This is a genomic window from Actinoplanes sandaracinus (genome assembly GCF_030009775.1).
Lineage (GTDB): Bacteria > Actinomycetota > Actinomycetes > Mycobacteriales > Micromonosporaceae > Actinoplanes > Actinoplanes sandaracinus.
In genome coordinates this window covers 159,922-184,465 of sequence record NZ_JASCTH010000016.1, presented here as the reverse complement: position 1 = coordinate 184,465, position 24,544 = coordinate 159,922, and the positions used below count along the sequence as shown (strand labels likewise).

The following is a 24,544-nucleotide window of genomic DNA, read 5'->3' as shown; positions in this document are numbered from 1 at the left end:
AGGGGTCGTTCCCTCGGAAGCGTGACGCGAGAAAGAGCCGACATGGCTTATGTTCTTTCAGTGGGTTTCCAGCCCGCCGCCCGGTCGCGCTCGGTGAAGCGCTCCGGGCTATTTTTCGTCCCTGATGTCGGGCGAAAAGAATTGTAGTGTCGTCAATCCGACGAGTGTTTCGAGGGAAAGAGATTCGAAATAACTCACCGGGAAGTGGGAATCATCGAGATCGACTTGAATTGTGCATGCCGAATCACGATAAAGTCGGGCCGCTCCATTCCTGGTGGCGTATTCCTCCATTGCTGAAAGGGCGACGACCTTGGCTGCCGCCGTCATGATCCTCACTTCCGTCGTGCTCGCCACGTTCGCGGCGGTGACCCTCTGGTGGACGATGCACGCGTGGCGTACCCCCGAGACGCTGGCCGCCACGCGCTTCGCCGAGCCGGACGGTGACCACCGCCTGACGTTCTCCCTGCTGCTCCCGGCCCGGCACGAGCAGTCCGTGCTGGAGCACACGATCCAGCGCCTGCTCCGCTCGACCCACCAGGGCTACGAGATCATCGTGATCGTCGGCCACGACGACCCGGAGACGGCGGCCGTCGCCCACCGGGCCGCGGAGAACGCGCCCGGCCGCGTCCTGGTGGTCACCGACCACAACGAGGTCAAGAACAAGCCGCGTGCGCTGAACACCGCGCTGCCGTACGTCCGCGGCGACGTGGTCGGTGTCTTCGACGCCGAGGACCAGGTGCACCCGCACCTGCTGGAGCACGTCGACCACGCGTTCCGCTCGACCGGCGCCGACGTGGTCCAGGGCGGCGTCCAGCTGATCAACTTCCACACCAGCTGGTTCAGCCTGCACAACTGCCTGGAGTACTTCTTCTGGTTCCGCAGCCGGCTGCACCTGCACGCCCGCAAGGGTTTCATCCCGCTCGGCGGCAACACCGTCTTCGTCCGCACCGACGTGCTGCGCACGGCCAACGGCTGGGACGGCACCTGCCTCGCCGAGGACTGCGACCTGGGCGTGCGGCTCTCCAGCCGCGGCGCCAAGGTTGTCGTCGCCTACGAGGCCTCGCTGGTCACCCGCGAGGAGACCCCGGACACCCTGGGCAGCCTGCTCAAGCAGCGCACCCGCTGGAACCAGGGCTTCCTGCAGGTGCTGCGCAAGGGGGAGTGGCGGCGGCTGCCGTCGTTCGGGCAGCGGCTGCTGGCCCGCTACACCCTGGTCGGCCCGTTCCTGCAGGCCTTCTCCGGGGTGGCGATCCCGATCGGCATCGCCGCCGCGATCTTCGCCGACCTGCCGATCGGCATCGCGCTGGCCACCTTCGTCCCGGTGGTGCCGATGGCCGCCAACATCGTCTTCCAGACGGTCGGCCTGCGCGACTTCGGGCAGCAGTACCACCTACGGATCAAGCCGCTGCACTACGCCTGGCTGATCCTCGGCGCGTTCCCGTACGCCCTGGTGCTGAGCGTCGCCGCGTTGCGCGCCGTCTGGCGTGAATACACCGGCCGCCGCAACTGGGAGCTGACCGCGCACGTCGGCGCCCACCTCAACAACGCCAACGCGGGCGCCGAGGCGGGTGTCGCATGACCACGACCAGCGAACCCCCGCAGACCACCACCGCGCTCATTCCCAAGGCGCGATCCGGCGTCATCGACGTCACCCGGCCACTCGTTCCGGCACACGACCACCAACCCTCGCGGGTACGGCGGCGCGAGCTCACCGGCGGCGAAGGGCTGCTGGCCGGTGGACTCACCGCGCTGGTCCTCGCCGTCCTCACCGTCAACATCACCGGGTTCCCGATGGCCAGCGACGACGAGGGCACCTACCTCGCGCAGGCCTGGGCGGTGGCCACCGGCAAGGGCCTGGCCCACTACACCTACTGGTACGACCACCCGCCCCTGGCCTGGATCCAGCTCGCCGCGCTGTCCTGGATCCCCGGCCTCTTCCAGGTCGACGGCCCCGCCGTGATGGCCGCCCGGGTCGCCATGATCCCGGTCGTCGCGGCCTGCCTGCTGCTGGTCTACCTGGTCTGCCGCCGCCTCGGCATGGCCGTCTGGGCCGCCGCCGCAGGACTGCTGATCTTCGGCCTGTCGCCGCTGACCATCACCATGTACCGCGAGATCTACCTGGACACCTTCGCGGTCACCTGGATGCTCGGCGCGCTCGCCCTGGTCCTGTCCCCGCGCCGCAACCTGTGGCACTACACCGCGGCCGGGGCCGCCACCGCGCTCGCCGTGCTCAGCAAGGAGACCATGCTGGTCACCCTGCCGGCGGTGTGTGTGGCGCTGTGGCAGAACGCGGCCCGCAGCTCCACCCGCCCCTGGGCGGTCGGTGGCTACCTCAGCGGCCTGGTCCTGGTCGGGATGTTCTACCCGCTCTACGCCCTGCTCCGCGGCGAGCTGTTCCCCGGCCCCGGGCACGTGTCGCTGATCGGCGCCTGGCAGTTCCAGCTCGCCAACAGGTCCGGCACGGGCAGCATCTTCGAGGCCGGGGCCGGGTCGCACGAGCTGGTGAAGTCCTGGCTGTTCTACGACCCGGTGATCCTGCTGGCCGGACTGGCGGCCACGGTGCCGGCGCTGGTCGTACGCCGCCTGCGCCCCGCGGCCGTCGCCGCCGTGATCCTGGTGCTGGTCGCGATCCGTCCCGGCGGCTACCTCCCGGCCATGTACGTCGTCCAGATCCTCCCGTTCTTCGCCATCGTCATCGCCGGAATGCTGGACGTCACCGGCCGGGCCGTCCCGGCCCACCGGCGCTGGTGGCGGCCCGCGCTGGCGACCGTGGCCGTGCTGCTCGCCGCGACGCTGATCGGCCCCCGCTGGTGGGCCGGCAACCAGCGGGCACTGACCGCCGCGGACAACGCCGGCTACACGGCCGCCGCCGACTACCTGCGCACCTCCGTCCCGGACCGGGCCGGCGCCACGGTGGTCGTCGACGACGTCCTCTGGCTCGACTGCGTGAACGCCGGCTATCCGGAGGAGCAGGTCATCTGGTTCTACAAGCTCGACCTGGACCCGGCGGTCGCCGCCCGGATGCCGAACGGCTGGCGAGACGTCGACTACCTGGTGTCGACGCCCGCGCTACGCCAGGACCCGGGATCGCTGCCGCTGGTGAACACCCTGCTGACGAACTCGACGGTGGAGGCGGCGTTCGGGCCGGCCGACGGCCGTATCGAGATCCGCCGCATCAACAAGGAGATCCGCTCATGACCACCCCCACGCAGGCGCAGGGCCGGGCCCCGGTGGCGCTGCCGCACCAGGCGAGCGCCGGCCCCGGTGAGAAGACCCTGTCGCTGGAGCGGTACCGCGGGCACGGCCGCACCCGGGCCGTGCTGCCCGGCCAGATCGGCGTGCTCCCGTCGCCGGTCACGTTGCGGCAGAGCATCATCGTGCCCACCTACAACGAGCGCGACAACGTGCCCGCCCTGCTGGAACGGCTCGCGGCCGCCCTGCCGCACGAGGACACCGAGATCGTGTTCGTCGACGACAGCACCGACGGCACCCCTGAGGTGATCGCCGCGTCTCTCGCCGGCTTCCCGATCGCGGTAACCGTCCACCACCGCGAACAGGGCGAGGGCGGGCTGGGCGGGGCCGTGGTCGAGGGCATGCGGATCGCCCGCGGCGAGTGGATCGTGGTCATGGACGCCGATCTCCAGCATCCGCCGGAGATCGTGCCCGACCTGATCGCCGCCGGCCTGCGCGACGGCGCCGACCTGGTCGTCGGCAGCCGTTACGCGCGCGGCGGCGACACCGGAGGACTCGCCGACGGGTACCGCAAGCTGGTCTCCCGAGGCTCGACGCTGCTGGTGAAGACTCTGTTCCGGAACAGTCTGCTGTCGGTGAGCGACCCGATGAGCGGCCTGTTCGCGATCCGCGCCAGTTCGCTGGACACCGGGCGGCTCCGTCCGCTCGGCTACAAGATCCTGCTGGAGCTGATCGTCCGCAACCGGCCCGGCCGGATCGTCGAGGTGCCGTACGGCTTCCAGGCCCGGCACGCCGGCGAGTCCAAGTCGACGGCCGCCGAGGGGATCCGCTTCCTGAAACACCTCGCCGGGCTGCGGATCGGGCCGGCCCGGCTGCGGCTGCTGGCGTTCGCCCTGATCGGCGTCTCCGGGCTGCTGCCCAACCAGGCCGTGCTGTGGGCGCTGACCAGCTTCACCGAGATGCACTACACGGCTGCCGCGGTGGTGGCCAACATGATCGCGGTCGGCTGGAACTTCGCCCTGACCGACACGCTGCTCTACCGCAACCACCGGCGGCGGGGTCCGGCCAGCCGGTTCAGCCGGTTCTTCCTGGTCGGCAACGCCGACCTGCTGCTGCGGATCCCGCTGCTGGCGCTGCTGGTCAGCGGCTTGAGCCTGGGCGTCCTGGCCGGCAACCTGCTGACCCTGCTGGCGTCGTTCGTCGTCCGATTCCTGATCTCCGAGAAGCTGATCTACCGAGCCGGAAAGAAGCCATGACCCCGTCACGCCCGTTACTGAGCCGGCGTAACCGGCTCCACATAGCCCGGTTGCTGGTGCTCACCCTGGCGCTGTTCCTCGTTCTTCCGGAGCGCCCGGCGTCGGCCGGCGCGAACCTGATCGCCAACCCGGGCCTGGAGTCGATCGCCGGCGACGGATTCCCGGTCTGCTGGGAGAAGTCCGGCTGGGGCGCCAACGGCCACACCTTCGAGGTGAGCGCCGACGCGCACAGCGGCGCCCGGTCGATGTCGGTCACCCTGACCACGGCCGGCCAGGGCGACCGCAAGGCGATGATGCTCGAAGACACCTCGTGCGCGCCGAACGTCACGCCGGGTCACCAGTACGACCTGTCCGCCTGGTACAAGTCGTCCACCCCGAACACGGTGATGACGGTGTTCCGGCACGACGTCGCGCAGGGCTGGGTGTACTGGACCGACCTGGCCAGCCTGCCGGTCGCCACCGGGTGGACCCAGCAGACCGTCCGCACCCCGCAGGTCCCGGCGAACACCGACCAGATCGTCTGGGGCATCACCATCTACGGCAACGGCACCTTGAAGACCGACGACTACACCATGGTCGACGCGACCCAGCCGACGCCGGACGACTCGTGCAGCGCGGGCGACAAGTGCGTCAAGGGCGACTGGCAGGTCATGCCGTTCGACTCGGCGGTCCGCGGCATCCACGCCGTGGTGCTGCGCAACGGCGACGTCCTGCTCATCGCCGGCTCCGGCAACGATCCCGACGCGTTCGCCGCGAAGACCTTCAAGACCGCGATCTACAAGCCGGGTACCGGCCGGTTCACCGCCGTGCCCACGCCGGAGGACCTGTTCTGTGCCGGGCACGTTCAGCTCAAGGACGGCCGGGTGCTGGTCATGGGCGGCAACAAGGACTATCCGGCCGCCGACGGCGGCCACGGCTACAAGGGTCTGAAGAACTCGTACATCTTCGACCCGGCGACCAGCGCCTACCAGCGGGTCAACGACATGACCGCGGGATCGTGGTACCCGTCGGCGACCGTGATGGGCAACGGTGACGTGATCTCGCTCGGCGGCCTGGGCGAGGACTCCCACGGCACGGTCGCCACCCAGTACTTCTCCGACGCCCAGCAGCGCTGGCTCGGCCTCAACGAGGCGAACCAGACGTGGAACTTCTGGGGCCTCTACCCGTCGATGGTCCTGATGCAGGACGGCCGCCTCTTCTACAGCGGCAGCCACGTCTTCGGCAACGGCACCCCCGGCAGCGGCTCGTCGATCTACGACTACCAGGCCGGCACCATCGCGCCCGTTCCGGGTCTGCGCAAGAAGGACGAGCGCGACCAATCGATGAGCGTGCTACTGCCGCCGGCCCAGGACCAGAAGGTCCTCACCCTGGGCGGCGGCAACATCGAGACCAACCCGGACGCCCACCGGCTCACCGACATCATCGACCTCAAGCAGCCGTCGCCGGCCTACACCGCCGGGCCGCCGATCCCGCACGGCAAGCTCACCGGCGGCGTCGCTCAGACCGGAGACCAGGGCAAGATGTACGTCTCCGCGGTGCTGCTGCCGGACGGCAAGGTGTTCGAGACCGGCGGGGCCCTGCACAACCGGGCCGACCCCGTCTTCGAGGCCTCGATGTACGACCCGGCCACCAATCAGTTCACGCCCGGCATGGCCACCGACCCGGTGCCGCGCGGGTACCACTCGTCGGCGTTCCTGCTGCCCGACGGCCGGGTGATGGCGGTCGGCGACAACCCCGGCAACGGCACCTTCGACATGCGCGTGTCGGTGTACTCGCCGCCGTACCTGTTCCAGGGCGCCCGTCCGCAGATCACCGGCCTGTCCAGCGCGAACTGGGCGTACGGCAGCGCGAACACGATCACCGTCGACAAGCCGGTCCTCAAGGCGGAGCTGATCCGCCCGGCCGCGGTGACCCACTCCAGCGACCCGAACCAGCGGTTCGTCGATCTGCCGATGACGGTCAACGGCAACTCGATCGACCTGAACCTGACCAGCAACCCCAACCTGGCGCCGCCCGGCTGGTACATGCTGTTCGTGGTCGGCACCAACGGCGTTCCCTCGGTAGCGAAGTGGGTGAAGATCGGATGAGCCGTACCCGACTGGCCGCGCTGGCCCTGGCCGCGGTAGCCCTCACCGCCGGCGTCGGCTGGGTGTCGCTCACCGGGAACGACCCGGGGACGATCCGCACGACCTCGGTCGCCGCCGAGGGAGGACTGCCCGACATCGCGCCCACTCCCGGGGGTCCCGGAACCGATCCCGGCGCGGGTCCCGCGGCGCCGGGCGCCGGTGGTCCCGGGAGCACCGGGCAGACTCGGGAGTTGGCCGCCGCCGGACAGCAGGCCGCCCGCGCGCCGGCGCGCCGTGCCACACCGGCCCCGTTCGTCCAGCCCTTCGCCGGGCAGCCCGGCGTGACCAGGCAGAAGCCCAAGCGCAAACCCACCGCGCCGGTGAAGGTCGCGCCGACGGTCGACGGCTGCGACCGCTCCTACGGCACGATCGCCCAATGCGTTCCGGTCCGCTTCCCGCCGGGCGTCACCGACAAGTGCGCCTGGCTGCGCGACCACGGCTTCCCGGCCCTCAAGGTCACCGGCCCGGACCGTCAGGGCCTCGACCCGGACCGCAACGGCTCGGCCTGCGACGAGTGATCCCGCGATCGGTGCGGGGCGCGCCCATCGTGCCCCGCACCGTTCGCGCCCGCACGGTCTCCGGAATGGACGGCCGGCGCCATAATTCCCGTCGCGAAGCCACGGCCGTTGTGTGATCGTGGGCGGATGCCGCAACCGATCCTGCGCACCGAGCGGATGCTCCTGGTACCCCTGGCCGACGAGCACCTGGAACTCGAGGTGGAACTCGACGCCGACCCCGAAGTGCTGCGGTACATCCTCGGGCGGGCCCGCACCCGGGACGAGATGGCCGTCTCCCACGCGAAGCGGATGGAACTGGGCCGCCGGGTGGACGGCCTCGGCTTCTGGGCGGCGTTCGGGGCCGGTGACGACTTCATCGGCCTGATGATGCTCCCGCCGGACGAGGAACCGTCGGTGGCGGAGCTCGGCTATCGCGTCGCCCGCCGCCACTGGCGGCGGGGCTATGCCGCCGAGGCGGCCCGAGAGCTGGTGCGGCACGGCTTCGAGACGGCCGGCCAGAGCCGGATCTTCGCGCAGACCATGACGGTCAACGCCGGCTCGCGGCGCGTCATGGAGAAGACCGGCCTGCGGTACGTGCGGACGTTCCACCCCGACCTGCCGCCGATCCCGGGGTCCGATGAGGGCGAAGTGGAGTACGTGATCACCCGCGACGAGTGGCTCGCCGGCCGGCGGACGGCCCCGCTCGTCGACGACCTCCGCTCGTTCACCGACGGGCGGCCCGCATCGACGTCCACTCGGCCAACCCGGCCGGGGCCGCGAAGATGATTCAGGCCCTCGCTCACCGGGGTTACCGTGTGCGCGCCGCCACCGGTACGCCCGCGGTCGGCATGGCCTGAACCTTCTTTCGAAGACTCCGTCTCCGCGTGGACGGGACGAGATCTTGTACGCAGATGAACGATGAGCGGGAGCGGTGCCCGATGCCTGCCGTCAAGGTGCACTTCGACCTGCCGCGCGACGATGCCGGCTGGCCTCCGGTCGCGGTGGAGAGCCTGTGGGCCGACACGGTCGGGGCCGACGTCGTCCGTCTCACCAATGTGCCCTGGTTCGTGCGCGGTGTCGCCAGCGGCGACCTGATCCGGGTCGAGCGTGACGGCGAGGGCGTGCTCTGGGCGGCCGAGCATCTGGAGTGGTCCGGCAACTGCACGATCCGGGTCGCCCCGTCCCCGAGCGGCCCGCTGCGTGGTTCCCGCCAGCGGGTGCTGGACACGTTCCAGCCGTTCGGCGTGACCGGTGAGGGCATCCAGCAGTTCGGTCTGGTCGCCCTCGAAGTCCCGCCGGGCGCCGACCTGGCCGGTGTCCAGCGTGTGCTGCGGGCCGGCGCTCGCGACGGCTGGTGGGATTACGAGGAGGGCTGCGTCAGCGAGGAGTGGGTCGCGGCCGCGCCCGACTGAGAGGGCCGCGACCGGCGCCAACCGCGAACGATGTTCGCGGTTTAGAGTGAGGGAGTGACTGACGCACCCCCGATCTGGAACAGGCCCGAACGCGGCAGCCGCGGACCGCACCCCACCCACAGCCGGGACGAGATCGTGGCGGCCGCGATCACGCTCGCCGACACCGAGGGCCTGGCCGCCGTCTCGATGCGTGCCGTCGCCACGGCGCTCGGCACCGGCGCCGGCACGCTCTACCGTTACCTGTCGTCGCGTGACGATCTGCTCGACCTGATGAGCGACCGGGTGGTGGCCGAGTTGTGCCCCTACCCCGCGCCGGGGCCGGACCCGACGGAGGCCCTGCTGCACCTGGCCCGCCGGCAACTCGACCTCTACCGGCGGCACTCCTGGCTGGTCGACCTGCTCCCCCGGTCCAGCGGCATCGGCCCGGAGAGCCTGGGCTGGTTCGACCACTGCCTGCGCGTCCTCGAACCCGTCCGGTGCGGGACCGCCGCGAAATTCGAGGCGCTGGCGATGATGACCGGGGTCGTCACGCTCTTCGCCCGCAACGAGAGGGCGGCGCCGCCACCGGCCTTCACCGGGCTCGACCTGACGGCGTACCCCCATCTGGTCGCGGCCTTCGCCGTGCCGGGGACGCCGCGGCCGGACCTGTTCGAGCGGACCCTCCGCGGGTTGCTGTCCGTCCTGCTCGCCGACGACGGAACGGCGCCGGAGTCGTGGGGCGGCCGTTCCGTCGTACCGGAGGAGAAGGGGTGAGGGCCAGGCGGGTCGCCGGGCGCCGCGGCCGGCCGGGAGAAACGCGCCGGCGCGGACCGTGGCCCGGTCGCCCGGCGGGGCGGATCCGCGGTTCCCTAGGATGATCGGCATGGGGGATCCAGCAGAGGGACCCGTCACCGCGGTGCGGGTGGAGTGGACCGGCGCGCGGTACCGGATCCATCTCGTCAGCGGCAGCGGCGACATGAGCGTCGTCGACGGCGGCGCGCGGCCGGCGGACGTGGTGGTGGCGTTGACGGCGCGCGGAGTGCCGGTGGAGGACGCGGAACACTGCGTCCGCGAGGTCGTGCCCGGCTTCAAGGTCTGATGGCCGGCCCGTCACGGGCCGGCCGTCAGCGAGAGTGCGATCAGGAGTCGAACGAGAACCCGATGGCGTTGGCGGCCTTCAGGATGAGACCGTCCCGGCCGCCGTTGCGGTCGGAGCGCGCGATCGCGTTGCGGATGACCTGGACCGCCGGGTAGAGCATCGGCTCCGGCGGGATCGGCAGCGGCTTCCTCGTGACCATCTTCACCCTGGTCCGGGCGGTGTCCCGGCCGTCCAGCAGATCGAGCATCACGGTCGCCCCGTAACGGGTGGCCGCCACCCCGAGCCCCGTGAAACCGCTGCTGTAGGCGACCTTGCCGCCCATCGCCCGGCCCTGGAACGCGGCGAGCTGGGTGCACATGTCGATCATGCCGCCCCAGGCGTGGGAGAAGCGCACGTCGCCGAGCTGCGGGAATGTCCGCATGAAGTGATCGGCGAGCCGGGCGAACGTCTCCGGGTTCTGGTCGTGCTCGGGACGGATGCCGCCGCCCTTGTGATAGACCGCGTCGTAGCCGCCCCAGAGGATCCGGTTGTCCGACGTCATCCGGTAGTAGTGGAACTGCCGGGAGGTGTCCGAGATGCCGAACCGCTTCGTCCAGCCGATCTCCTCGACCTGCGCGCCGGTCAGTGGCTCGGTCATCAGCACGTAGTCGTAGATCGGCACGGTCAGCAGGCGGTTGCGCTTCAGCAGGGTGGGAAACCCGTTGGTGGCCAGAGCGACCTTGCGGGCCCGCACGCTGCCGGCCCAGGTCGCCGCGCGCACCGTGCCGCCCTGGTCCTTGATGCCGGTGACCGGGGTGTTCTCGTAGATGCGCACGCCCAGTCTCCGGCAGGCGGCCTTGAGGCCCCAGGCCAGTTTGGCCGGGTGCACCAGCGCGGCGCCCTCGTGCTGCATCAGGCCGGCCCGGAACAGCGGTGACCGCACCAGCGTGCCGAGCTGTTCCCGGTCGTAGAACGTGGTGGTCGCGCCGGCGGCCGCGCGCAGCTCGTCGACCTGGTGCGGCTCGGTCGCGACGGCGAGCACGCCCTCTTTCCGGAACTCGGCGTCGATGCCGTGCCGGGTCAGGGTGTCCTCGAAGCCGGCGAAGTTCTCCGCGGCCAGGGCGTCCAGGATCGGCAGCTCGTCGGCGAAGTGGCGGCGCCCGTTCTCGGTCCCGTGGGTGAGGCTGGCCTCGACGAACCCGCCGTTACGGCCGCTGGCGGCCCACGCGATCTCGTTTCCCTCGACGAGCACGACGTCGAGCGACGGGTCGGCCTCCTTGGCGATCAGCGCCGTCCACAGCCCGCAGTAGCCTCCGCCGATCACGAGCAGGTCCGCGTCGGTCGCGCCGCTCAGCGCCGGCTCGGGAGCCGGCCGACCCGGGTCCTCCAGCCAGAACGGGGTGCGGGCGGCGCCGGCCAGGGCCTTGTCGATGCGCTGCCGGTCGGTGCGGATGGCCAGATCGTAAGCGGGGGGTGTGGCCGCCATGGTGAGTCCCTTCCAACTCCTCGAGATCTCCCGGTGTCCGCCGATGGAGATCTCGTGAACAGATGAAACAGCCCCGAGAACCTTATGTCAATGCGTTGACATAAGAGGCGACTAAGGTGGTCACGTGCCAGCAGTGGAACGTGTGCGCAGCGTGGGGGCCCGTCGCCGGAAGACGCGGACCGGGGTCGTGCTGACCGCGGACATGATCGTCGACACCGCCCTGCGGCTGATCGACGCGCCCGGCGGCGACCGGCTGAGCGTGCGCCGCCTCGGCGCTGAGCTGGGCGCCGACCCCACCGCCGTCTACCGCTACTTCCGCGACATGGACGCCCTGCTGCTCGCGCTCGCCGACCGGCTGATCGGCGACGCCTTCGCCGAGTTCGTCCCGCGCGAGCACTGGGCCGACTCGCTGCGCGACCTGGCCGCCTCGCTCCGGCGCTCGATGCGACTGCACCCGAGGCTGGCACATCTGCGAGCGATCCGCGTCACCGCCGGCCCGCACGAGATGCGGGTCGTCGACACCGGCATCGGGATCATGCTGAGTGCCGGGTTCGCCCCGGCCGACGCGGTGCGGCATTACCGCGACTTCGTCGACACCGTCCTCGCCGTGGCGGCGGTCGACGCCGCCGAGCTGACCCCCGAACAGGAGGCGGCGGAGCAGGAGGCCTGGTCCCAGGTCTACACCTCACTGCCCGCCGACGGTTACCCCAACGTGCATCTGGTCCGCGAGCACCTGCCGTCGATGTACAACTCGGCCTTTCCCGGGACGATCGACAAACTCATCGACGCGCTGGTCCAGGCGGCGCCGGCCGAGCGGCCGGCGCCGTAACCCGGTCAGTGGTAACCGAACATCTTCGCCGCCAGGTCCGCCATGATCTCGGTGGCGCCCGCGCCGATCCCGAGGATCCGGGTGTCCCGGTAGTGCCGCTCGACCTCGGACTCGCGCATGTAACCCATCCCGCCGTGCAACTGGACGGCCTCGTCGACGACGTACTTGCAGGCCTCCACGGCGGCGTTCTTGGCCAGGCAGACCTCGCCGATCATCGCTTCACCGGCGGCGTGCCGCTCGGCCACCCATCGCGTGTACTGACGTGACAGGTCGATCCTCTGCTTCATCTGGACCAGCTTGTGCCGGACCACCTGGCGGCTGATCAGCGGCCGGCCGAAGGTCTCACGGGAACGGGCGTGGGCCAGGGTGAGGTCGAGACTGCGCTGGGCGACCGAGTAGGCGTGCACCGCGGCGATCACCCGCTCCGACACGAACGCCTGGCCGATCAGCGCGAAGCCGAAGCCCTCCGGCCCGATCAGGTTGGCGGCCGGTACCCGGCAGTCGGCGAAGGACAACTCGGCGGTGTCCGAGCAGAGCCAACCCATCTTGTCGAGTTTGCGGGAGACGGTGAACCCGGGAGTGCCCTTCTCGATCACGAGCAGGCTGATCCCGGACGCGCCGGGGCCGCCGGTGCGCACCGCGGTGGTCACGAAGTCGGCCCGGATGCCCGAGGTGATGAACATCTTGGCGCCGTTCACCACGTACGAGTCGCCGTCGCGCACCGCGGTGGTGCGCAACGAGCCCACGTCCGAACCGGCCTCCGGCTCGGTGATGCCGAGCGCGCCGATCTTCTCGCCGGCCAGGGTCGGCCGGACGAACCGGTCGATCAGCGACGCGTCGCCGGAGGCGATGATGTGCGGCAGCGCGATGCCGTGGGTGAAGAGCGAGGCGTGCGCGCCGGACGAGCCGCCCGCCTCCAGGAACGCTTCGGTGGCGACCACCGTGTCGACGGTGTCGCCACCGTCGCCGCCGATCTCCTCCGCGAAGCCGATGCCGTAGAGACCGGCCTTGGCCAGATCGGCGTGCACGTGACGCGGGATCTCACCGGCTCGTTCCCAGCCGGCCAGGCGCGGGAGGATCTCACGGGCGACGAACTGCTTCATCGAGTCGGCCAGGGCGAGGCGTTCCGGGGTGTCGAACATCAACTCTCCTTTGAGCGGGCGCGTTCAACGAGGGTGGACGGATCGCGGTGGCCGAGCAGGATCGCGGCCGCCCGCTTCCAGCGGCGGATGAGCAGCTCACGGCGGCCCAGGTCGCCGTTGACGATGCCGGTCATGGCGAGTCCGGTGAGGACCTCGTAACTGAACTCCACCACGGTCGGCACCCGGGGATCTCCGGGCGAGCTCTCGGCGAGCAGCGTGCGGGCCCGGTCGTGCAGGACGGTGAAGATCTCCTTCTCCACCGGAAGCAGAGCGGCGCGCACTTCGGCGTCGGTGCGGGCCGCGTTCCACAGTTCGAGCGCGGCCCAGAACAGCGGTGACGAGAAGTGCCGCCAGATGATGTCGATCAGCGCGTCGAGGCGGTCGGCCTCGGGACCGATCGCGGCGAGTTCGGCGGCCAGAGCCTCGACGCGGCGGCCGGCGACATAGTGCACCGCGCCGACCAGCAGGTCCACCTTGGTGGGGAAGTGGTGCAGCAGGGTGCCGCGGGGCACGTCGGCGCGGGCCAGGACCTCGGCGGTGGTGGTTTCCGCGTAGCCGCGCTCGACCAGGCACTGCACCGTCGCCTCCAGGACCCTGGCCCGGGTGGCCTCGCTGCGCTGCGCCTGCGTTCGTTTCACGGCGGTTACCGTACGACTTGACGGTTAGTTGCGTCCATAAGGCTGATTCCTAATGATCTCTATGGTCTTGCCGTGACCCAGGTCACGCCCTTACCGTCAGGCCAGACTGTTAGGGGAGCGTCGATGCTGGCAAGTCCCACCGCCCGTCTCCGTGCCGGGTTCGCCGTCGCGCGCGCGGCCGCGGCCACGCTGCTGAGCCGCTCCCGCCCGGAGCCACCCGCGCCGCCCGCCGCCGCCCCACCGCCCCGCCGGCTCGCCCACCCGTGCGCTGTCTCGGTGCCGGTCGAGGCCACGGCCGAGCAGGTCTTCACGGTGCTCGGCGACCCGGCCCGGATGCCCGACTGGGTGCTCCAGCACACCGGGTGGATCGGGCAGCCGCCCGCGGAGTTCGCCGAAGGAGTGCGCTTCCGGCAGCGGATCAAGCTGATGGGAGTGCCCAGCGAGGTCCGCTGGACGGTCACCGGAGTCCTGCCGGAACAGGCCGTGTGGCTGGAGGGCACGGCTCCGATGGGGATCACCGTCGGGTTCTACCTGTCGGTCACACCGGTGAACGGCGGCTCGATGGTGCGGTTCGACGGCGGGGTCGAGGGCGGGTCGGCCGACGGGCCGCTCGGGCCGATGGTCGCCCGGAACCTCGCCGACGCCATGCGCAAGTCCCTGGACGAGCTGGGGAGAGTGGCGCTCACGGCGCAACCTGTGGCCCGTACCCCGCGGAAGGTCGTGAAGAAGACCGTGAGCCAGGCGCCGGTCCGCTGGGAGCGGACCGGCGCGGAGATCGACCCGCGGACGCCGGTGATCGTCGGCGTCGGGCAGGTGTCCGACCGGTCCACCGACCCGGCCGGCGGTGACCCGGTCTCCCTAGCCGCCCGCGCTTTGCGGCTGGCCGCCGAGGACAGCGGGGCCGGGCCGGACCTTCTGCGAGAAGCGGATCTGGCGGGGTACGTCGCGAGCGTCTCGTGGCAGTACCAGGACGGCGCCGCGCTGCTGGCGCGGATGGTCGGCGCGAGCCCGGCCGAGACCGTGCAGACCACCATCTTCGGTGGCGACGGCTCGTTACGGCTGCTCAACGACGTGGCCGCGGCCATCGCCGAGGGCCGCGCGTCGATCGCCGTGGTCGGCGGCGCGGAAGCGGCCTCGACCGCGGCCGCCGCCGAACGTGCCGGACGGGACCTCGGATGGCCCACCCAGCCGGACGGCGCCGAGCCGACCCGGGTGATCGGCGGCGACGCCCCGGCCAACAACGACCCGGAGACCGCGGCGGGACTGGTCGCCCCGATCTACCTGTACGCGCTGATCGAGACCGCCGTCCGTGGCCGTCTCGGCCTCAGCCCGCAGGCGCACCTGGAGCGGATCACCCGGCTCTGGTCGGCCTACTCGGAGGTCGCCGCCGCCAACCCGCACGCCTGGCAGCCCACGGCGTACACACCGGAGGAACTGGCCACGCCGACCTCCGGGAACCGGATGATCTCGGCGCCCTACCCCAAGCTGCTCACCGCGAACCTTCAGGTCAATCAGGGCTCCGGCATCATCGTGTGCAGCGCGGCGGCCGCACAGGAGGCCGGCATCGCCCAGGACCGCTGGGTGTTCGTGCACGCCGGGGCGCACGCGACCGAGGAGTGGTACGTCACCGAGCGCGCCGATCTGGCCACCTCGCCCGCGATCAAGGCGATCGGTGACGCCGTCCTCGGCCACAGTGGCGTGACGATCGACGACGTCAAGCACATCGACCTGTACGCCTGCTTCCCGTCCGCTGTGCAGATCGCCGCTCTCGAACTGGGCCTGCCGATCGACGACCCTTCGCGCCCCCTCACGGTGACCGGTGGACTGACCTTCGCCGGCGGTCCGGGGAACAACTACACCAGTCACGCGGTGGCCAATCTGGTGCCGCTGTTGCGTGCCGAGCCGGAGAGCTACGGGCTGGCCACCGCGCTCGGCTGGTACCTCACCAAGCACGCCGCCACCGTCCTGTCGGCCCGGCCGCCCTCCACCGCGTTCCGCGACATCGACGCCGACCCGCGCCTGCCCCGGCCACCCGCGCGCCGGGCGCTGCGAGAGCACTCCGGGCCGGCGGTGCTGGAGGCCTGCACCGTCGTGTACGAACGCGACGGGTCACCGGGTCCGGCGATCGTCACCGCGATCACCCCGGCCGGCGACCGGGTCGTCCTCCGTCTTCCGGAACTGTCGGAGATGTCCGAGCTGCTGGCGGAGACCGACCCGCTCGGCTGGCAGCTGGACGTCACCGGCGCCACGTTCACCGTCACCGAGACGACGCCGGTGGACCTGCCGCCGCCCGGCGAGCCGCCCCTGATCGTCGAGTGGCACGGCCCGGTCACCGTCTTCCGGCTGAACCGCCCGGCCGTGCGCAACGCCATCGACCTGGCCACCGCCCGCGCCCTGGAGAAGGCCGTCGACGCCTTCGAGGCCGACCCGCTGGCCCGGGTCGCCGTCCTCACCGGCTCGGACACCGTGTTCAGCGCCGGCATGGACCTCAAGGCCGCCGCCCGCGGCGAATACCCGATCACCGAGGGCCGCGGACTGCTCGGCGTCACCGCCCGGCCGCCCACGAAGCCGCTGATCGCGGCCGTGGAGGGCGCCGCCCTGGCCGGCGGCTGCGAACTGGCGCTCGCGGCCGACCTGATCGTCGCCGCCCAGGACGCCGCCTTCGGCATCCCCGAGGTCAAACGCGGCCTGGTCGCCGCGGCCGGCGGGGTGCTCCGGCTCGCCCAGAGCCTGCCCCGCAGCACCGCCCTCGAACTGGCCCTCACCGGCGAGCCGATGCCCGCACGCCGGCTGCACGAACTGGGTCTGATCAATCGCGTCACGTCACCGGGCAAGGCGCTCGACACCGCGCTGGAACTCGCCCACGACATCGCCGCGAACGCGCCCCTGGCAGTACTTCTCTCGAAACGCATCGTCGACGAACACCGCGACTGGGGCGCGGCGGATGCCTTCGACCATCTCTCCGACATCGCTGCCGAGGTGATCGGGTCCGCGGACGCCCTGGAGGGCATCCGCGCGTACGCCGAGCACCGACCCCCCTCCTGGAAGGGCTGAAGAGTGAGCACGCTCGAACACCTGCACGCGGTTCTGCGGATGCACCAGATAGGTATCGTCAATCTGCTGCGGCCCGATCGTCTGGTCAAGGCCGCCGCCAACAACGCCAAGATCGGTCCTCAGGCGGCCCTCATCGAGAAGGCCGCCAACGAGCGTCCCGACCTCCCCGCCCTCACCGACGAACGCGGCACCTGGACGTACCGCGAGTTCTTCGAGCGCTCCAACGCGCTCGCCCACGCCCTGCGCAAGGTCGACCTGCCGCCGAAGGCGGTCATCGGGGTCCTCGCTCGCGACCACCGCGGCCTGGCCCTCGCCATCACCGGCACCGCCCGGGCCGGTATGCGCCTGGCCATGCTCAACACCGGCCTCGCCGCGTCCCAGCTCGCCGAGCTGATCAAGCGGGAGAACGTCCGCTTCCTGATGTACGACAGCGAGTTCGCCGACGCCGTCGACGGGCTGCCGGACGACATCCTGCGGTACCTGAGCTGGGCCGACGACGACTACGAGCGCCCCGAGGGGGTGCTCACCGTTGACGAGCTGACCGCCGCCGAACCCACCACCGTGCCGCTGCCGCTCCCCGAGAAGCCGGGCGGCTTCATCATCCTGACCAGCGGCACCACCGGACTGCCCAAGGGCGCGCCCCGGACGAAGGTCTCGCCGCTGGCCAGTGCCGTGATCGCGGATCGGATCGACTTCCCCCGGCAGGGCACCGCGGTGATCGCGTCCCCGCTGTTCCACGCCACCGGGTTCGGCGCCTGGACCGTCGGGCTGTCCCTGGCCAACCACGCCGTGCTTCTGCGCCGCATCGACGCCGAGGGAATCCTCGCCGCGATCGCCGAACACCGGGCGCACATGCTGGTCGCCGTCCCGACCATGCTGAACCGGATCCTCGCCCTCGGCCCGGACGTCATCGCGAAGTACGACACGTCGTCGTTGAAGACCGTCTTCCTGGCCGGGTCCGCCCTGCCGCCGGATCTGTGCGTCCGCTTCCAGAACACCTTCGGCGACGTGCTCTACAACGTGTACGGGTCCACCGAGGTCGCCGTCGCCTCCGTGGCGCAACCCCAGGAACTGCGCAGATCTCCCGGTACGGTCGGCAAGCCCCCGGTCACCGTGCACGTCGCGCTCTACGGCGACGACGACAAGCCGATCACCGAGGTCGGGGCGAAGGGCCGGATCTTCGTGCGTACCGGCATCCCGTTCGAGGGCTACACCGACGGCCAGCACAAGCAGGTCATCGACGGCTACATGGCCACCGGCGACCAGGGCCACTTCGACGCCGAAGGCCTGCTCTACATCGACGGCCGCGACGACGACATGATCATCTCCGGTGGGGAGAACGTCTACCCGCTGGAGGTGGAGAACCTGCTCGCCGCACGCGAGGACGTGATGGACGTCGCGGTCATCGGCGTCGACGACCCGGACTTCGGCGCCCGGCTGCGCGCCTTCATCGTCCCGACCGACGACTCCGCCCGCGACCCGCAGGAGATCCGCGACTACGTCCGGGCCGGCCTGGCCCGCTTCAAGGTCCCCCGCGACGTGGTCTTCGTCGACGACCTGCCCCGCAACCCCACCGGCAAACTCATCCGCCGCGAACTGCCTACCGGGCCGCTGTAGGTCCCTCGATAGAGTGCCGCCATGGCCAGGTGGTTGCTACCCGTACTGCTCGTCGTGGGGCAGCTGCTCTTCTGGCCGGTGCTGCCGCTGCTGCGCGGCGACCCCGTTGCGGCTGTTCCGGCGGCCGGGGTCGCCGCCGCCTGTCTGCTGATCGGCGCCGGGCTCGGGTGGCGGCGGGAACGGCCGGCGCCGGCGCTCGCCGCGGTGCTGGCCGGAAACGGTCTCGCGGCCCTGGCGGCGCCCGCCGCGCCCCAGTGGATGGACAGCCATGACGCCCTGCTCGTCATCTGGCTCTCCCTGCTGGTGGGCCTGTTCAACGTGGCCGTCCGCGCGCCGGCCCGCACCACCGTGCACGCCTACGTGGCGGTCATGCTGCTGGAGTGCGTCGTCGCGGCGGCGCAGCACGGCATCGGCGGGGACCATCTGGTCACGGTGGTCCTCGCTGTCGCCGTCCACGGTCTCGTGGCCGCCCTCGGCCGGCGCCGCGGCCGGTGGAACGCCGAACGCGCGGCCGCCGCCCGCCGGCTCGTCGCGGCGCACGAGGCCGGGCGCGACGCCACCGCCGCCGAGCGCCGCCGCCTGGCCCGTGAGCTGCACGACGTCACCGCCCACCACCTCACGTCCATCGTGGTGAACTCGTCGGCCGCGGACATGCTCGGCGATCAGCGGCCCGACCTGCGGGCCGAGGCGCTCGAGTTCGCCGCGCGTACCGGCCGGGAGACCCTCGACGCGCTGCGGCGGCTGGTGGCGATCATGCCGGCCGCCGCGCCGCCCGGCGACGAACCGACGCTGGCCGACCTCGCCGAGGGATTCCGGGCGCTCGGCCAGCGGATCACCCTCGACCTGCCGGACGGCGGGCCACCGCCGGAAGCCGCGGCGGTCGCCTACGGCATCGTCCGTGAGGCGCTCACCAACACACTGCGCTACGCGCCGGGAGCCGACGTACGGGTCCGCTGGACGTCCACCGATGTCGGCTCCTTCACGGGGGGCGCTTTCTCCACGGGGCATGCTCCCTCGGTGGGGCGCGCTCTCTCCGGGGAGCGTGCTCTTTCCACGGGGCACGCCGCCGAACTCGTGATCGAGGACGACGGCGGCGCCGCCCCGGTGGTGGGACTCGGCGGCGGACGCGGACTCGCCGGGATGCGCGAGCGTGCCGAATCCGTGGGCGGCACGTGCGAGGCCGGTCCTCGCCCCGGCGGCGGGTGGCGGGTGCGGCTGGTGCTGCCGGGCGCCGGCGAGACCGTGCGGGCCGCGTACCCCTGGCTCCGCAGCCAGGCGGTGATCGACGCCGCCCTGATCCTGGTCCTCCTGGTGTTTCAGTTCACCGGGATCGCCGTGGCCCTCGAGGAGGGACTGAGCCCGGCGACGGCCGCGCTGGTGCTGATCGCGCAGATCGCCCAGGCGGTGCCGCTGATGTGGCGCCGGCGGGCCGCCTGGTGGGTTCTCGCGGCGGCGATCCTGACCGGAGGCCTCGGACCGCTGCTGGTGCTCACCGGTGTGGTGCCGGCCGGCCTGGGCTACCTGTTCGCGTTGAGCGTCGCCGTCCCGCTCGCGGCGGTGTACGCGGTGGCGGCCTGGGGCGTACAGCCTTCCCTGACCTGGCTCGCCGCCCTGGCGGTGTCGGTGCCGTCGGCGATCGTCGTGTCCCTGTTGATCGCGCTGGATGTGGCCGACGACCCGGAGGCCGCCGGCGACGGCCCGGAGGCGTTGGCCGCGATGATGATCCTGCTGAGCGTGGTCCTGGCGATCGCGCTGATGGTGCCGGCGGGCATCTGCTGGGCGGCCGGCTACACGGCCCGCCGCCGGCGGGACCGGCTGCGGGAACGCGAGGAGGGCGGGGTGGCCGCGGCCCTGGCGCAGGCCGCGTTCCAGGCCCGGCTGGAGCGGCTGCGCATCGCGTCCGGCCTCCACGAGGCGGTTCTGCGGCACGCCGCGGCGGTGCCCGCCGCCGCCGAGCGAGGTGACCTCGACGGGGTTCTCGACGCCGCCCGCCAGGCCCTGACCGCCATGCGTTCGCTGCTCGACGGCCTGGGAAGCAGGCCGGAGCCGCCGGGCCGGCCGCCGGCCGCGCCCGTGTTCGCCCGGGAGGAGGTGCCGTCATCGCCGTCCGTGTGATGGTCGTCGACGACCAGGTCATGGTGCGGGCGGGGCTGGCGGCCATCGTCGGCTCGCAGCCGGACCTCGAAGTGATCGGCGAGGCCGGCGACGGTGCGGCCGCCGTCACCCTCGCCGCCGAGCTGCGGCCCGACGTGATCCTGATGGACGTGCGCATGCCGGGCGTCGACGGGCTGACCGCGACCGCCCGGCTGACCGCCGGCCCGAACCCGCCGCGGGTGCTCGTGCTGACCACGTTCCACCAGGACGCCTACGTCTTCCAGGCGCTGCGGGCCGGCGCCTCCGGGTTCATGCTCAAGGACGCGGAGCCGGCCGATCTGATCGCCGCCGTCCGGACCGTCGCCGCGGGCGAGGCCATGCTCAGCCCCGCCGTGACCCGCAGCCTCATCGACGCCTTCGCCACCGGGGCGGTCAACCCCGCGCCGGTGGCCGATCCGCGTCTCGACGCGCTGACCCCGCGCGAGCGGGACGTGCTCTGCGCCATCGCAGGCGGGCTCTCCAACGCCGAGATCGGCGAGGCGCTCGGCATCGCCACGGGAACCGTGAAAGCGCACGTCAACGCGCTGCTCGCGAAGATCGGGGCGCGGGACCGGGTGCAGGCCACCATCGTCGCCTACGACACCGGGCTGGTCAGCCCGGGCCGGCGAGGTTCCGGACCGGCCTGACCAGCCCGCCACCGTTGCGCGGGCCGCGCGTTGACCGTACGTGCTGTCCTGCCGCCGTGCCGCGACGATCGCCCTGCTGGCGGTGCTGCCCGCCGCCGCCTTCGCGGTAGCCGTGACCTTCCATCGTCCGGTGCGGAGCACCCCGGCGGTCTGGGTGACGCCCAGCGTGCCGCCGGTCGTGACGGTCGCCCGCTACGGTTTCGAGGATCCGCGGCAGTGGGCCGACGCGTCCGAGTTCCGGCACGACCTGACGCCGTACGCGGGTAACGACGCCCGTGTCCGCCGGGTCCCGCACGGCGCCGGCCAGGCGATCCAGTTCCCGCCGCCGTGCGCCCGGGAGCCGTGCCCGCACCTGATCCTGCGGGTTCTCAGCCGGCCCGCCCTCAACCCGGGCGCGAGCCCGTTCAGTTACGGCGCGACGGTGCGCCTGGCCCGCCGGCACACCACCGACGGCCAGAACGTCCTGCAGAAGGGCTACGCCGCCGAGGGCAGCCAGTACAAGCTGCAGGTCGACGGCCAGGCCGGGCTGCCCAGCTGCGTGCTGGTGGGGGAGGAGTCACGTCGGATCCACGTGGCGGTCGCCGACGTCGGGGTGGCCGACGGCGGCTGGCACCAGGTCACCTGCCGCCGCGGGCCGGACACCCTGACCATCCTGGTCGACGGTGCGCCGCGGGCCAGCACCCCGATCCCGCCGGCGCTGCGGGTCGACAACGCCATGTCCCTCAACATCGGGGGCAAGAGCGCCCACGCCCGTAACGACCAGTTCCACGGCGCGGTCGACGACATCTGGATCTCCCGGCCCTGACGTCGGACGGCCGCGGCGTGCCGGCGCCCGCCGGACAGCTTCGTCAGCGGTCGCGCAGCAGCGCGTCGATCAGGTCGCGCAGCGGCGGCACCAGGTCTTCCTCGGTCGCCGACGCGAGCGGCTCCAGGCCGGATTTGGTGCGCAGCAGCGCTATTCCCGTGGCGGCGGCGAGGACCACCTGGGCGCGCAGCAGCATGCGGTCGTCGCCCGGCGGTGAGCCGGTGGCCTCGGCCAGGCGTTCCCCATAGGACCGCAGGAGGCCGAGGCGGATGCGGTCGGCGCCCTCGTCGCCGGAGGAGCGCAGCAGCAGCACCAGGTGATTGAGCAGGCCCTCGGTGCGAGGGCGGGCGATCTGCCGGGCGATGGCCTCGGGCGTCCGGCCCAGCGGGGTGTCTTCGGCGTTTCGCCGGATCTCGTCGACGCTGCTGGTCAGGCAGGCCTCGAAGAGGCCTTCCTTGGACTTGAAGTACCGGCTGATCAGAGCGACGTTGACGCCGGCGTCGTCGGCGATGTCACGGACCGTGGTGGCCGCGTAGCCGTCGCGGGTGAACCGCTGAAGGGCCGCGTCCAGCAGCAGCTGACGGGTCTTCGCAGCGTCGCGCCGCCGTGGCGGCGTCGCCGTCTCCCTCGCTGTCACAGCCCTCCTCCGCTCTGTCGTAGCAGCTTATCCGCCGGATGGATGTGACGTAAACGGATGTTGACCCGCTATGCCGTACGCCGGTACGGTTTTATTGTCAGCATCTGTTTACTAACTGTGGGGCACGTGCATGACCACCCTCGCCGAGAAGGCGGCACCGGCGGCACCGGCCCGGGCCAAGGCTCGCTGGATCGTCGTGGTGGTCGTGGCCGCCATCCTCGGCGCCGAACTCGCCCTCGGCTGGCAGTCCCTCGCCGACGCCCTCACCCACCTGCGCGCCCCGCATCTCGGCTGGCTGGCCGCCGCGCTCCTCGCCGGAACCGCCGCCATCCAGGCCTACGCGCGAATGCAACGTCACCTCCTGCGCTCCGCCGGCGTGCGGGTCTCCCTGCTGCGGCACACCGCCCTCGCCTACGCCGCCCACTCGCTGAGCGTGACCCTCCCCGGCGGGCCCGCCTTCTCGACCGCGCTGAACTACCGGCAGATGCGCCGCTTCGGCGCCTCACCGGCGATCGCCTCCTGGTGCATCGCGCTCTCCGGCATCCTCTCGGCCGCCGCCCTCGCCCTGATCACCGCGTTCAGCACGATCACCGCGAACGGCACCCCCGATCCGCACACCTTCGTGGCGCTGGCGGTCGCCGCCCTGCTCGCCACCATCGGGGTCCGCCGCCTCACCCGGCACCCCAGCAGCCTGACCGCGGTCACCCGCCCGGTGCTGATCGCCGTCAACCGGCTCCGCCATCGCCCCGCCGACCACGGCCAGGAGCGCATCCAGGGCTTTCTCGAACAGTTGCGCGCGGCCCGCCTGACTCCCGGCCACGGGGCCGCCGCCGTCACGTACGCCCTGCTCAACTGGCTGCTCGACGCGGCCTGCCTGTGGCTGTGCAGCATGGCCGTCGGCGGCGGCTCGATCGGCGCCGGTCAACTGATGCTGGCCTTCTGTGCCGGCATGGCCGCCGGCACGATCACCATCATCCCCGGCGGTCTCGGCATCATCGACGGCGCGCTGATCCTCGGCCTGATGGCGGGCGGCATCACCGCCGAGATCGCCATCGCGGTGGTGGTGCTCTACCGCCTGATCACGCTCGGGTTCATCATCGGCGTGGGCTGGCTGTCCTATCTGGCCATCCGCCGTGGCGGGACTCGCTGACCGGGACCGCGCCCCGCGGAAACGCGGCGGGACCCGCTGACCGGGGCGCGCCTCGCGGAAACAATGTGCGGATGTTACGCATGCGATCGTGAACACAGCGGGGCAAAGTGGATGCCGTCGCCGGGGATTCGCCAGTTCTTCACGTGGGCGAACGATGTCACCCCTTGTTCTTTAATTAACAAGCATCGATGATCTGGCGCATGCGAACCTTCTCCCTCCGCATTCTGGTGACCACCGTCGCCGCGATCATCGGCCTCACCGCCATCCCGGCGAGCGCCGTCGCCGCCCCCGCCGGGAACACCGCGCAGGCGCTGCCCTCCTACGAGACCTGGCTCGCCGACGTCGAATCCGTCACCGACCGGGCCGCCGACTATCTCGACGACCGGCTGCCGGCCTCCGGCGCCCGCGCCGCGATCGTGCTCGACATCGACAACACCGCGCTACAGAGCAAGTACCGGCCGTATGCCGCTACACCGTCGGTGCTCGCCCTCGCCCGTCAGGCCCGCGCCGACGGCGCGGCGGTCTTCTTCGTCACCGCCCGCCCGGAGATCATCGAGGCGGCCACCGAGATCAACCTCAGCGTCGTCGGATACCGGTGGACCGATCTCTACACCCGGCCGACGTTCGACTTCTCCGACAACCAGACGTTGAAGACGAAGGCCCGCATCGACATCGAGCGCCGTGGCTACACGATCGTCGCGAACATCGGCAACAGCGCCACCGACCTGGGCGGCGGACATGCCGAGCGCACCTTCAAGCTGCCCGACTACAACGGCCAGTTGGACTGACCCAGCCGCCGGCCCGTCCTCGGTCCGCTTCCGGCTCGTTCTCGGTCCGTCGCCGGCCCGGCGGAAATCCCTCCGCCG

General features: G+C 71.6%; 22 protein-coding genes and 1 pseudogene. 18 read left to right on the top strand and 5 right to left on the bottom strand.

Translation table 11 applies throughout. The features are described 5' to 3' along the window. Window positions 1–108 precede the first annotated feature (108 nt). Window positions 109–327: a hypothetical protein gene (locus QLQ12_RS24530; RefSeq protein WP_282762778.1), complete on the bottom strand. Its 219-nt coding sequence runs from the start codon at window positions 325–327 to the stop codon at window positions 109–111. Between QLQ12_RS24530 and QLQ12_RS24525 the strand changes: the two genes are divergently transcribed. From QLQ12_RS24525 to QLQ12_RS24485, 10 genes and pseudogenes are all read left to right on the top strand, one after another. Then, complete coding sequence (locus QLQ12_RS24525) at window positions 326–1,579, top strand: glycosyltransferase (RefSeq protein WP_282762776.1); 1,254 nt, start codon at window positions 326–328, stop codon at window positions 1,577–1,579. The genes QLQ12_RS24530 and QLQ12_RS24525 overlap by 2 nt on opposite strands. Further along, window positions 1,576–3,198 carry a phospholipid carrier-dependent glycosyltransferase gene (locus QLQ12_RS24520; RefSeq protein ID WP_282762775.1) on the top strand — a complete coding sequence of 541 codons (1,623 nt, stop codon included), beginning with the start codon at window positions 1,576–1,578 and terminating at the stop codon, window positions 3,196–3,198. Before QLQ12_RS24525 ends, QLQ12_RS24520 begins: the two co-directional genes overlap by 4 nt. Continuing rightward, window positions 3,195–4,448, top strand: coding sequence for a glycosyltransferase (locus tag QLQ12_RS24515; protein WP_282762774.1), 1,254 nt, complete (start codon window positions 3,195–3,197; stop codon window positions 4,446–4,448). Before QLQ12_RS24520 ends, QLQ12_RS24515 begins: the two co-directional genes overlap by 4 nt. Then, on the top strand, window positions 4,445–6,535 hold the full coding sequence (locus QLQ12_RS24510) for a galactose oxidase early set domain-containing protein (protein ID WP_282762773.1): 2,091 nt from the start codon (window positions 4,445–4,447) through the stop codon (window positions 6,533–6,535). Before QLQ12_RS24515 ends, QLQ12_RS24510 begins: the two co-directional genes overlap by 4 nt. Continuing rightward, window positions 6,532–7,092 (top strand): hypothetical protein, encoded by a 561-nt coding sequence (locus QLQ12_RS24505; protein ID WP_282762772.1) that lies wholly within the window; start codon window positions 6,532–6,534, stop codon window positions 7,090–7,092. Before QLQ12_RS24510 ends, QLQ12_RS24505 begins: the two co-directional genes overlap by 4 nt. Window positions 7,093–7,218: 126 nt before the next feature. Beyond that, window positions 7,219–7,857, top strand: a complete 639-nt coding sequence (locus QLQ12_RS24500; protein ID WP_282762771.1) for a GNAT family N-acetyltransferase — start codon at window positions 7,219–7,221, stop codon at window positions 7,855–7,857. After that, window positions 7,815–7,928: pseudogene (locus tag QLQ12_RS47405) on the top strand (cyclic-phosphate processing receiver domain-containing protein); the annotation flags it as partial. The gene QLQ12_RS24500 and the pseudogene QLQ12_RS47405, both read left to right, overlap by 43 nt. Window positions 7,929–8,009: 81 nt before the next feature. Continuing rightward, window positions 8,010–8,483, top strand: a complete 474-nt coding sequence (locus QLQ12_RS24495; RefSeq protein WP_282762769.1) for a DUF4265 domain-containing protein — start codon at window positions 8,010–8,012, stop codon at window positions 8,481–8,483. 54 nt (window positions 8,484–8,537) lie between these two features. Continuing rightward, complete coding sequence (locus tag QLQ12_RS24490) at window positions 8,538–9,236, top strand: TetR/AcrR family transcriptional regulator (protein ID WP_282762768.1); 699 nt, start codon at window positions 8,538–8,540, stop codon at window positions 9,234–9,236. A 109-nt stretch (window positions 9,237–9,345) separates the two neighbouring features. After that, window positions 9,346–9,561 carry a hypothetical protein gene (locus tag QLQ12_RS24485; RefSeq protein ID WP_282762767.1) on the top strand — a complete coding sequence of 72 codons (216 nt, stop codon included), beginning with the start codon at window positions 9,346–9,348 and terminating at the stop codon, window positions 9,559–9,561. Between the two features lie 40 nt (window positions 9,562–9,601). On the opposite strand, the gene QLQ12_RS24480 is transcribed toward QLQ12_RS24485, so the two are convergent. After that, a complete protein-coding gene (locus QLQ12_RS24480; RefSeq protein ID WP_282762766.1) occupies window positions 9,602–11,026 on the bottom strand; it encodes an NAD(P)/FAD-dependent oxidoreductase in 1,425 nt (474 codons plus the stop codon). A gap of 124 nt (window positions 11,027–11,150) precedes the next feature. Between QLQ12_RS24480 and QLQ12_RS24475 the strand changes: the two genes are divergently transcribed. After that, the gene (locus QLQ12_RS24475; RefSeq protein WP_282762765.1) at window positions 11,151–11,855 is read left to right on the top strand and encodes a TetR/AcrR family transcriptional regulator; all 705 of its coding nucleotides are present in this window, start codon (window positions 11,151–11,153) and stop codon (window positions 11,853–11,855) included. Between the two features lie 5 nt (window positions 11,856–11,860). On the opposite strand, the gene QLQ12_RS24470 is transcribed toward QLQ12_RS24475, so the two are convergent. Together QLQ12_RS24470 and QLQ12_RS24465 are read right to left on the bottom strand one after the other, a co-directional pair. Then, a complete protein-coding gene (locus QLQ12_RS24470; RefSeq protein WP_282762764.1) occupies window positions 11,861–12,997 on the bottom strand; it encodes an acyl-CoA dehydrogenase family protein in 1,137 nt (378 codons plus the stop codon). Beyond that, window positions 12,997–13,635: a TetR/AcrR family transcriptional regulator gene (locus tag QLQ12_RS24465; protein ID WP_282762763.1), complete on the bottom strand. Its 639-nt coding sequence runs from the start codon at window positions 13,633–13,635 to the stop codon at window positions 12,997–12,999. Before QLQ12_RS24465 ends, QLQ12_RS24470 begins: the two co-directional genes overlap by 1 nt. Window positions 13,636–13,758: 123 nt before the next feature. On the opposite strand from QLQ12_RS24465, the gene QLQ12_RS24460 reads away from it, so the two are divergent. The 5 genes from QLQ12_RS24460 to QLQ12_RS24440 are packed head-to-tail and all read left to right on the top strand — an operon-like array spanning window position 13,759 to window position 21,891. Further along, on the top strand, window positions 13,759–16,689 hold the full coding sequence (locus QLQ12_RS24460) for a type II toxin-antitoxin system Rv0910 family toxin (RefSeq protein ID WP_282762762.1): 2,931 nt from the start codon (window positions 13,759–13,761) through the stop codon (window positions 16,687–16,689). Between the two features lie 3 nt (window positions 16,690–16,692). Further along, window positions 16,693–18,306 carry an acyl-CoA synthetase gene (locus tag QLQ12_RS24455; protein WP_282762761.1) on the top strand — a complete coding sequence of 538 codons (1,614 nt, stop codon included), beginning with the start codon at window positions 16,693–16,695 and terminating at the stop codon, window positions 18,304–18,306. Window positions 18,307–18,327: 21 nt separating this feature from the next. Then, entirely contained in the window at window positions 18,328–20,421 is a 2,094-nt protein-coding gene (locus QLQ12_RS24450) for an ATP-binding protein (RefSeq protein WP_282762760.1), read from the top strand. Next, the gene (locus QLQ12_RS24445; protein WP_282762759.1) at window positions 20,421–21,086 is read left to right on the top strand and encodes a response regulator; all 666 of its coding nucleotides are present in this window, start codon (window positions 20,421–20,423) and stop codon (window positions 21,084–21,086) included. Before QLQ12_RS24450 ends, QLQ12_RS24445 begins: the two co-directional genes overlap by 1 nt. A 40-nt stretch (window positions 21,087–21,126) precedes the next feature. Continuing rightward, window positions 21,127–21,891 carry a LamG-like jellyroll fold domain-containing protein gene (locus tag QLQ12_RS24440; protein ID WP_282762758.1) on the top strand — a complete coding sequence of 255 codons (765 nt, stop codon included), beginning with the start codon at window positions 21,127–21,129 and terminating at the stop codon, window positions 21,889–21,891. A 43-nt stretch (window positions 21,892–21,934) separates the two neighbouring features. Here the strand turns inward: QLQ12_RS24440 and QLQ12_RS24435 are convergent, their stop codons facing one another. Next, window positions 21,935–22,528, bottom strand: a complete 594-nt coding sequence (locus QLQ12_RS24435) for a TetR/AcrR family transcriptional regulator (protein ID WP_282762757.1) — start codon at window positions 22,526–22,528, stop codon at window positions 21,935–21,937. Between the two features lie 130 nt (window positions 22,529–22,658). Between QLQ12_RS24435 and QLQ12_RS24430 the strand changes: the two genes are divergently transcribed. Together QLQ12_RS24430 and QLQ12_RS24425 are read left to right on the top strand one after the other, a co-directional pair. After that, the gene (locus tag QLQ12_RS24430) at window positions 22,659–23,678 is read left to right on the top strand and encodes a lysylphosphatidylglycerol synthase transmembrane domain-containing protein (RefSeq protein WP_282762756.1); all 1,020 of its coding nucleotides are present in this window, start codon (window positions 22,659–22,661) and stop codon (window positions 23,676–23,678) included. A gap of 200 nt (window positions 23,679–23,878) precedes the next feature. Further along, window positions 23,879–24,466, top strand: a complete 588-nt coding sequence (locus tag QLQ12_RS24425; RefSeq protein WP_282762755.1) for an HAD family acid phosphatase — start codon at window positions 23,879–23,881, stop codon at window positions 24,464–24,466. Window positions 24,467–24,544: the final 78 nt, after the last annotated feature.

Excerpts from the sequence above, each read along its gene's own strand:
- QLQ12_RS24425 (WP_282762755.1), top strand. The coding sequence starts at position 23,879 with ATGCGAACCTTCTCCCTCCGCATTCTGGTGACCACCGTCGCCGCGATC.
- QLQ12_RS24530 (WP_282762778.1), bottom strand. The coding sequence starts at position 327 with ATGACGGCGGCAGCCAAGGTCGTCGCCCTTTCAGCAATGGAGGAATAC.
- QLQ12_RS24430 (WP_282762756.1), top strand. The coding sequence starts at position 22,659 with ATGACCACCCTCGCCGAGAAGGCGGCACCGGCGGCACCGGCCCGGGCC.
- QLQ12_RS24485 (WP_282762767.1), top strand. The coding sequence starts at position 9,346 with ATGGGGGATCCAGCAGAGGGACCCGTCACCGCGGTGCGGGTGGAGTGG.
- QLQ12_RS24495 (WP_282762769.1), top strand. The coding sequence starts at position 8,010 with ATGCCTGCCGTCAAGGTGCACTTCGACCTGCCGCGCGACGATGCCGGC.
- QLQ12_RS24505 (WP_282762772.1), top strand. The coding sequence starts at position 6,532 with ATGAGCCGTACCCGACTGGCCGCGCTGGCCCTGGCCGCGGTAGCCCTC.
- QLQ12_RS24480 (WP_282762766.1), bottom strand. The coding sequence starts at position 11,026 with ATGGCGGCCACACCCCCCGCTTACGATCTGGCCATCCGCACCGACCGG.
- QLQ12_RS24470 (WP_282762764.1), bottom strand. The coding sequence starts at position 12,997 with ATGTTCGACACCCCGGAACGCCTCGCCCTGGCCGACTCGATGAAGCAG.
- QLQ12_RS24520 (WP_282762775.1), top strand. The coding sequence starts at position 1,576 with ATGACCACGACCAGCGAACCCCCGCAGACCACCACCGCGCTCATTCCC.
- QLQ12_RS24525 (WP_282762776.1), top strand. The coding sequence starts at position 326 with ATGATCCTCACTTCCGTCGTGCTCGCCACGTTCGCGGCGGTGACCCTC.
- QLQ12_RS24445 (WP_282762759.1), top strand. The coding sequence starts at position 20,421 with ATGGTCGTCGACGACCAGGTCATGGTGCGGGCGGGGCTGGCGGCCATC.
- QLQ12_RS24460 (WP_282762762.1), top strand. The coding sequence starts at position 13,759 with ATGCTGGCAAGTCCCACCGCCCGTCTCCGTGCCGGGTTCGCCGTCGCG.
- QLQ12_RS24450 (WP_282762760.1), top strand. The coding sequence starts at position 18,328 with ATGGCCAGGTGGTTGCTACCCGTACTGCTCGTCGTGGGGCAGCTGCTC.
- QLQ12_RS24515 (WP_282762774.1), top strand. The coding sequence starts at position 3,195 with ATGACCACCCCCACGCAGGCGCAGGGCCGGGCCCCGGTGGCGCTGCCG.
- QLQ12_RS24510 (WP_282762773.1), top strand. The coding sequence starts at position 4,445 with ATGACCCCGTCACGCCCGTTACTGAGCCGGCGTAACCGGCTCCACATA.
- QLQ12_RS24500 (WP_282762771.1), top strand. The coding sequence starts at position 7,219 with ATGCCGCAACCGATCCTGCGCACCGAGCGGATGCTCCTGGTACCCCTG.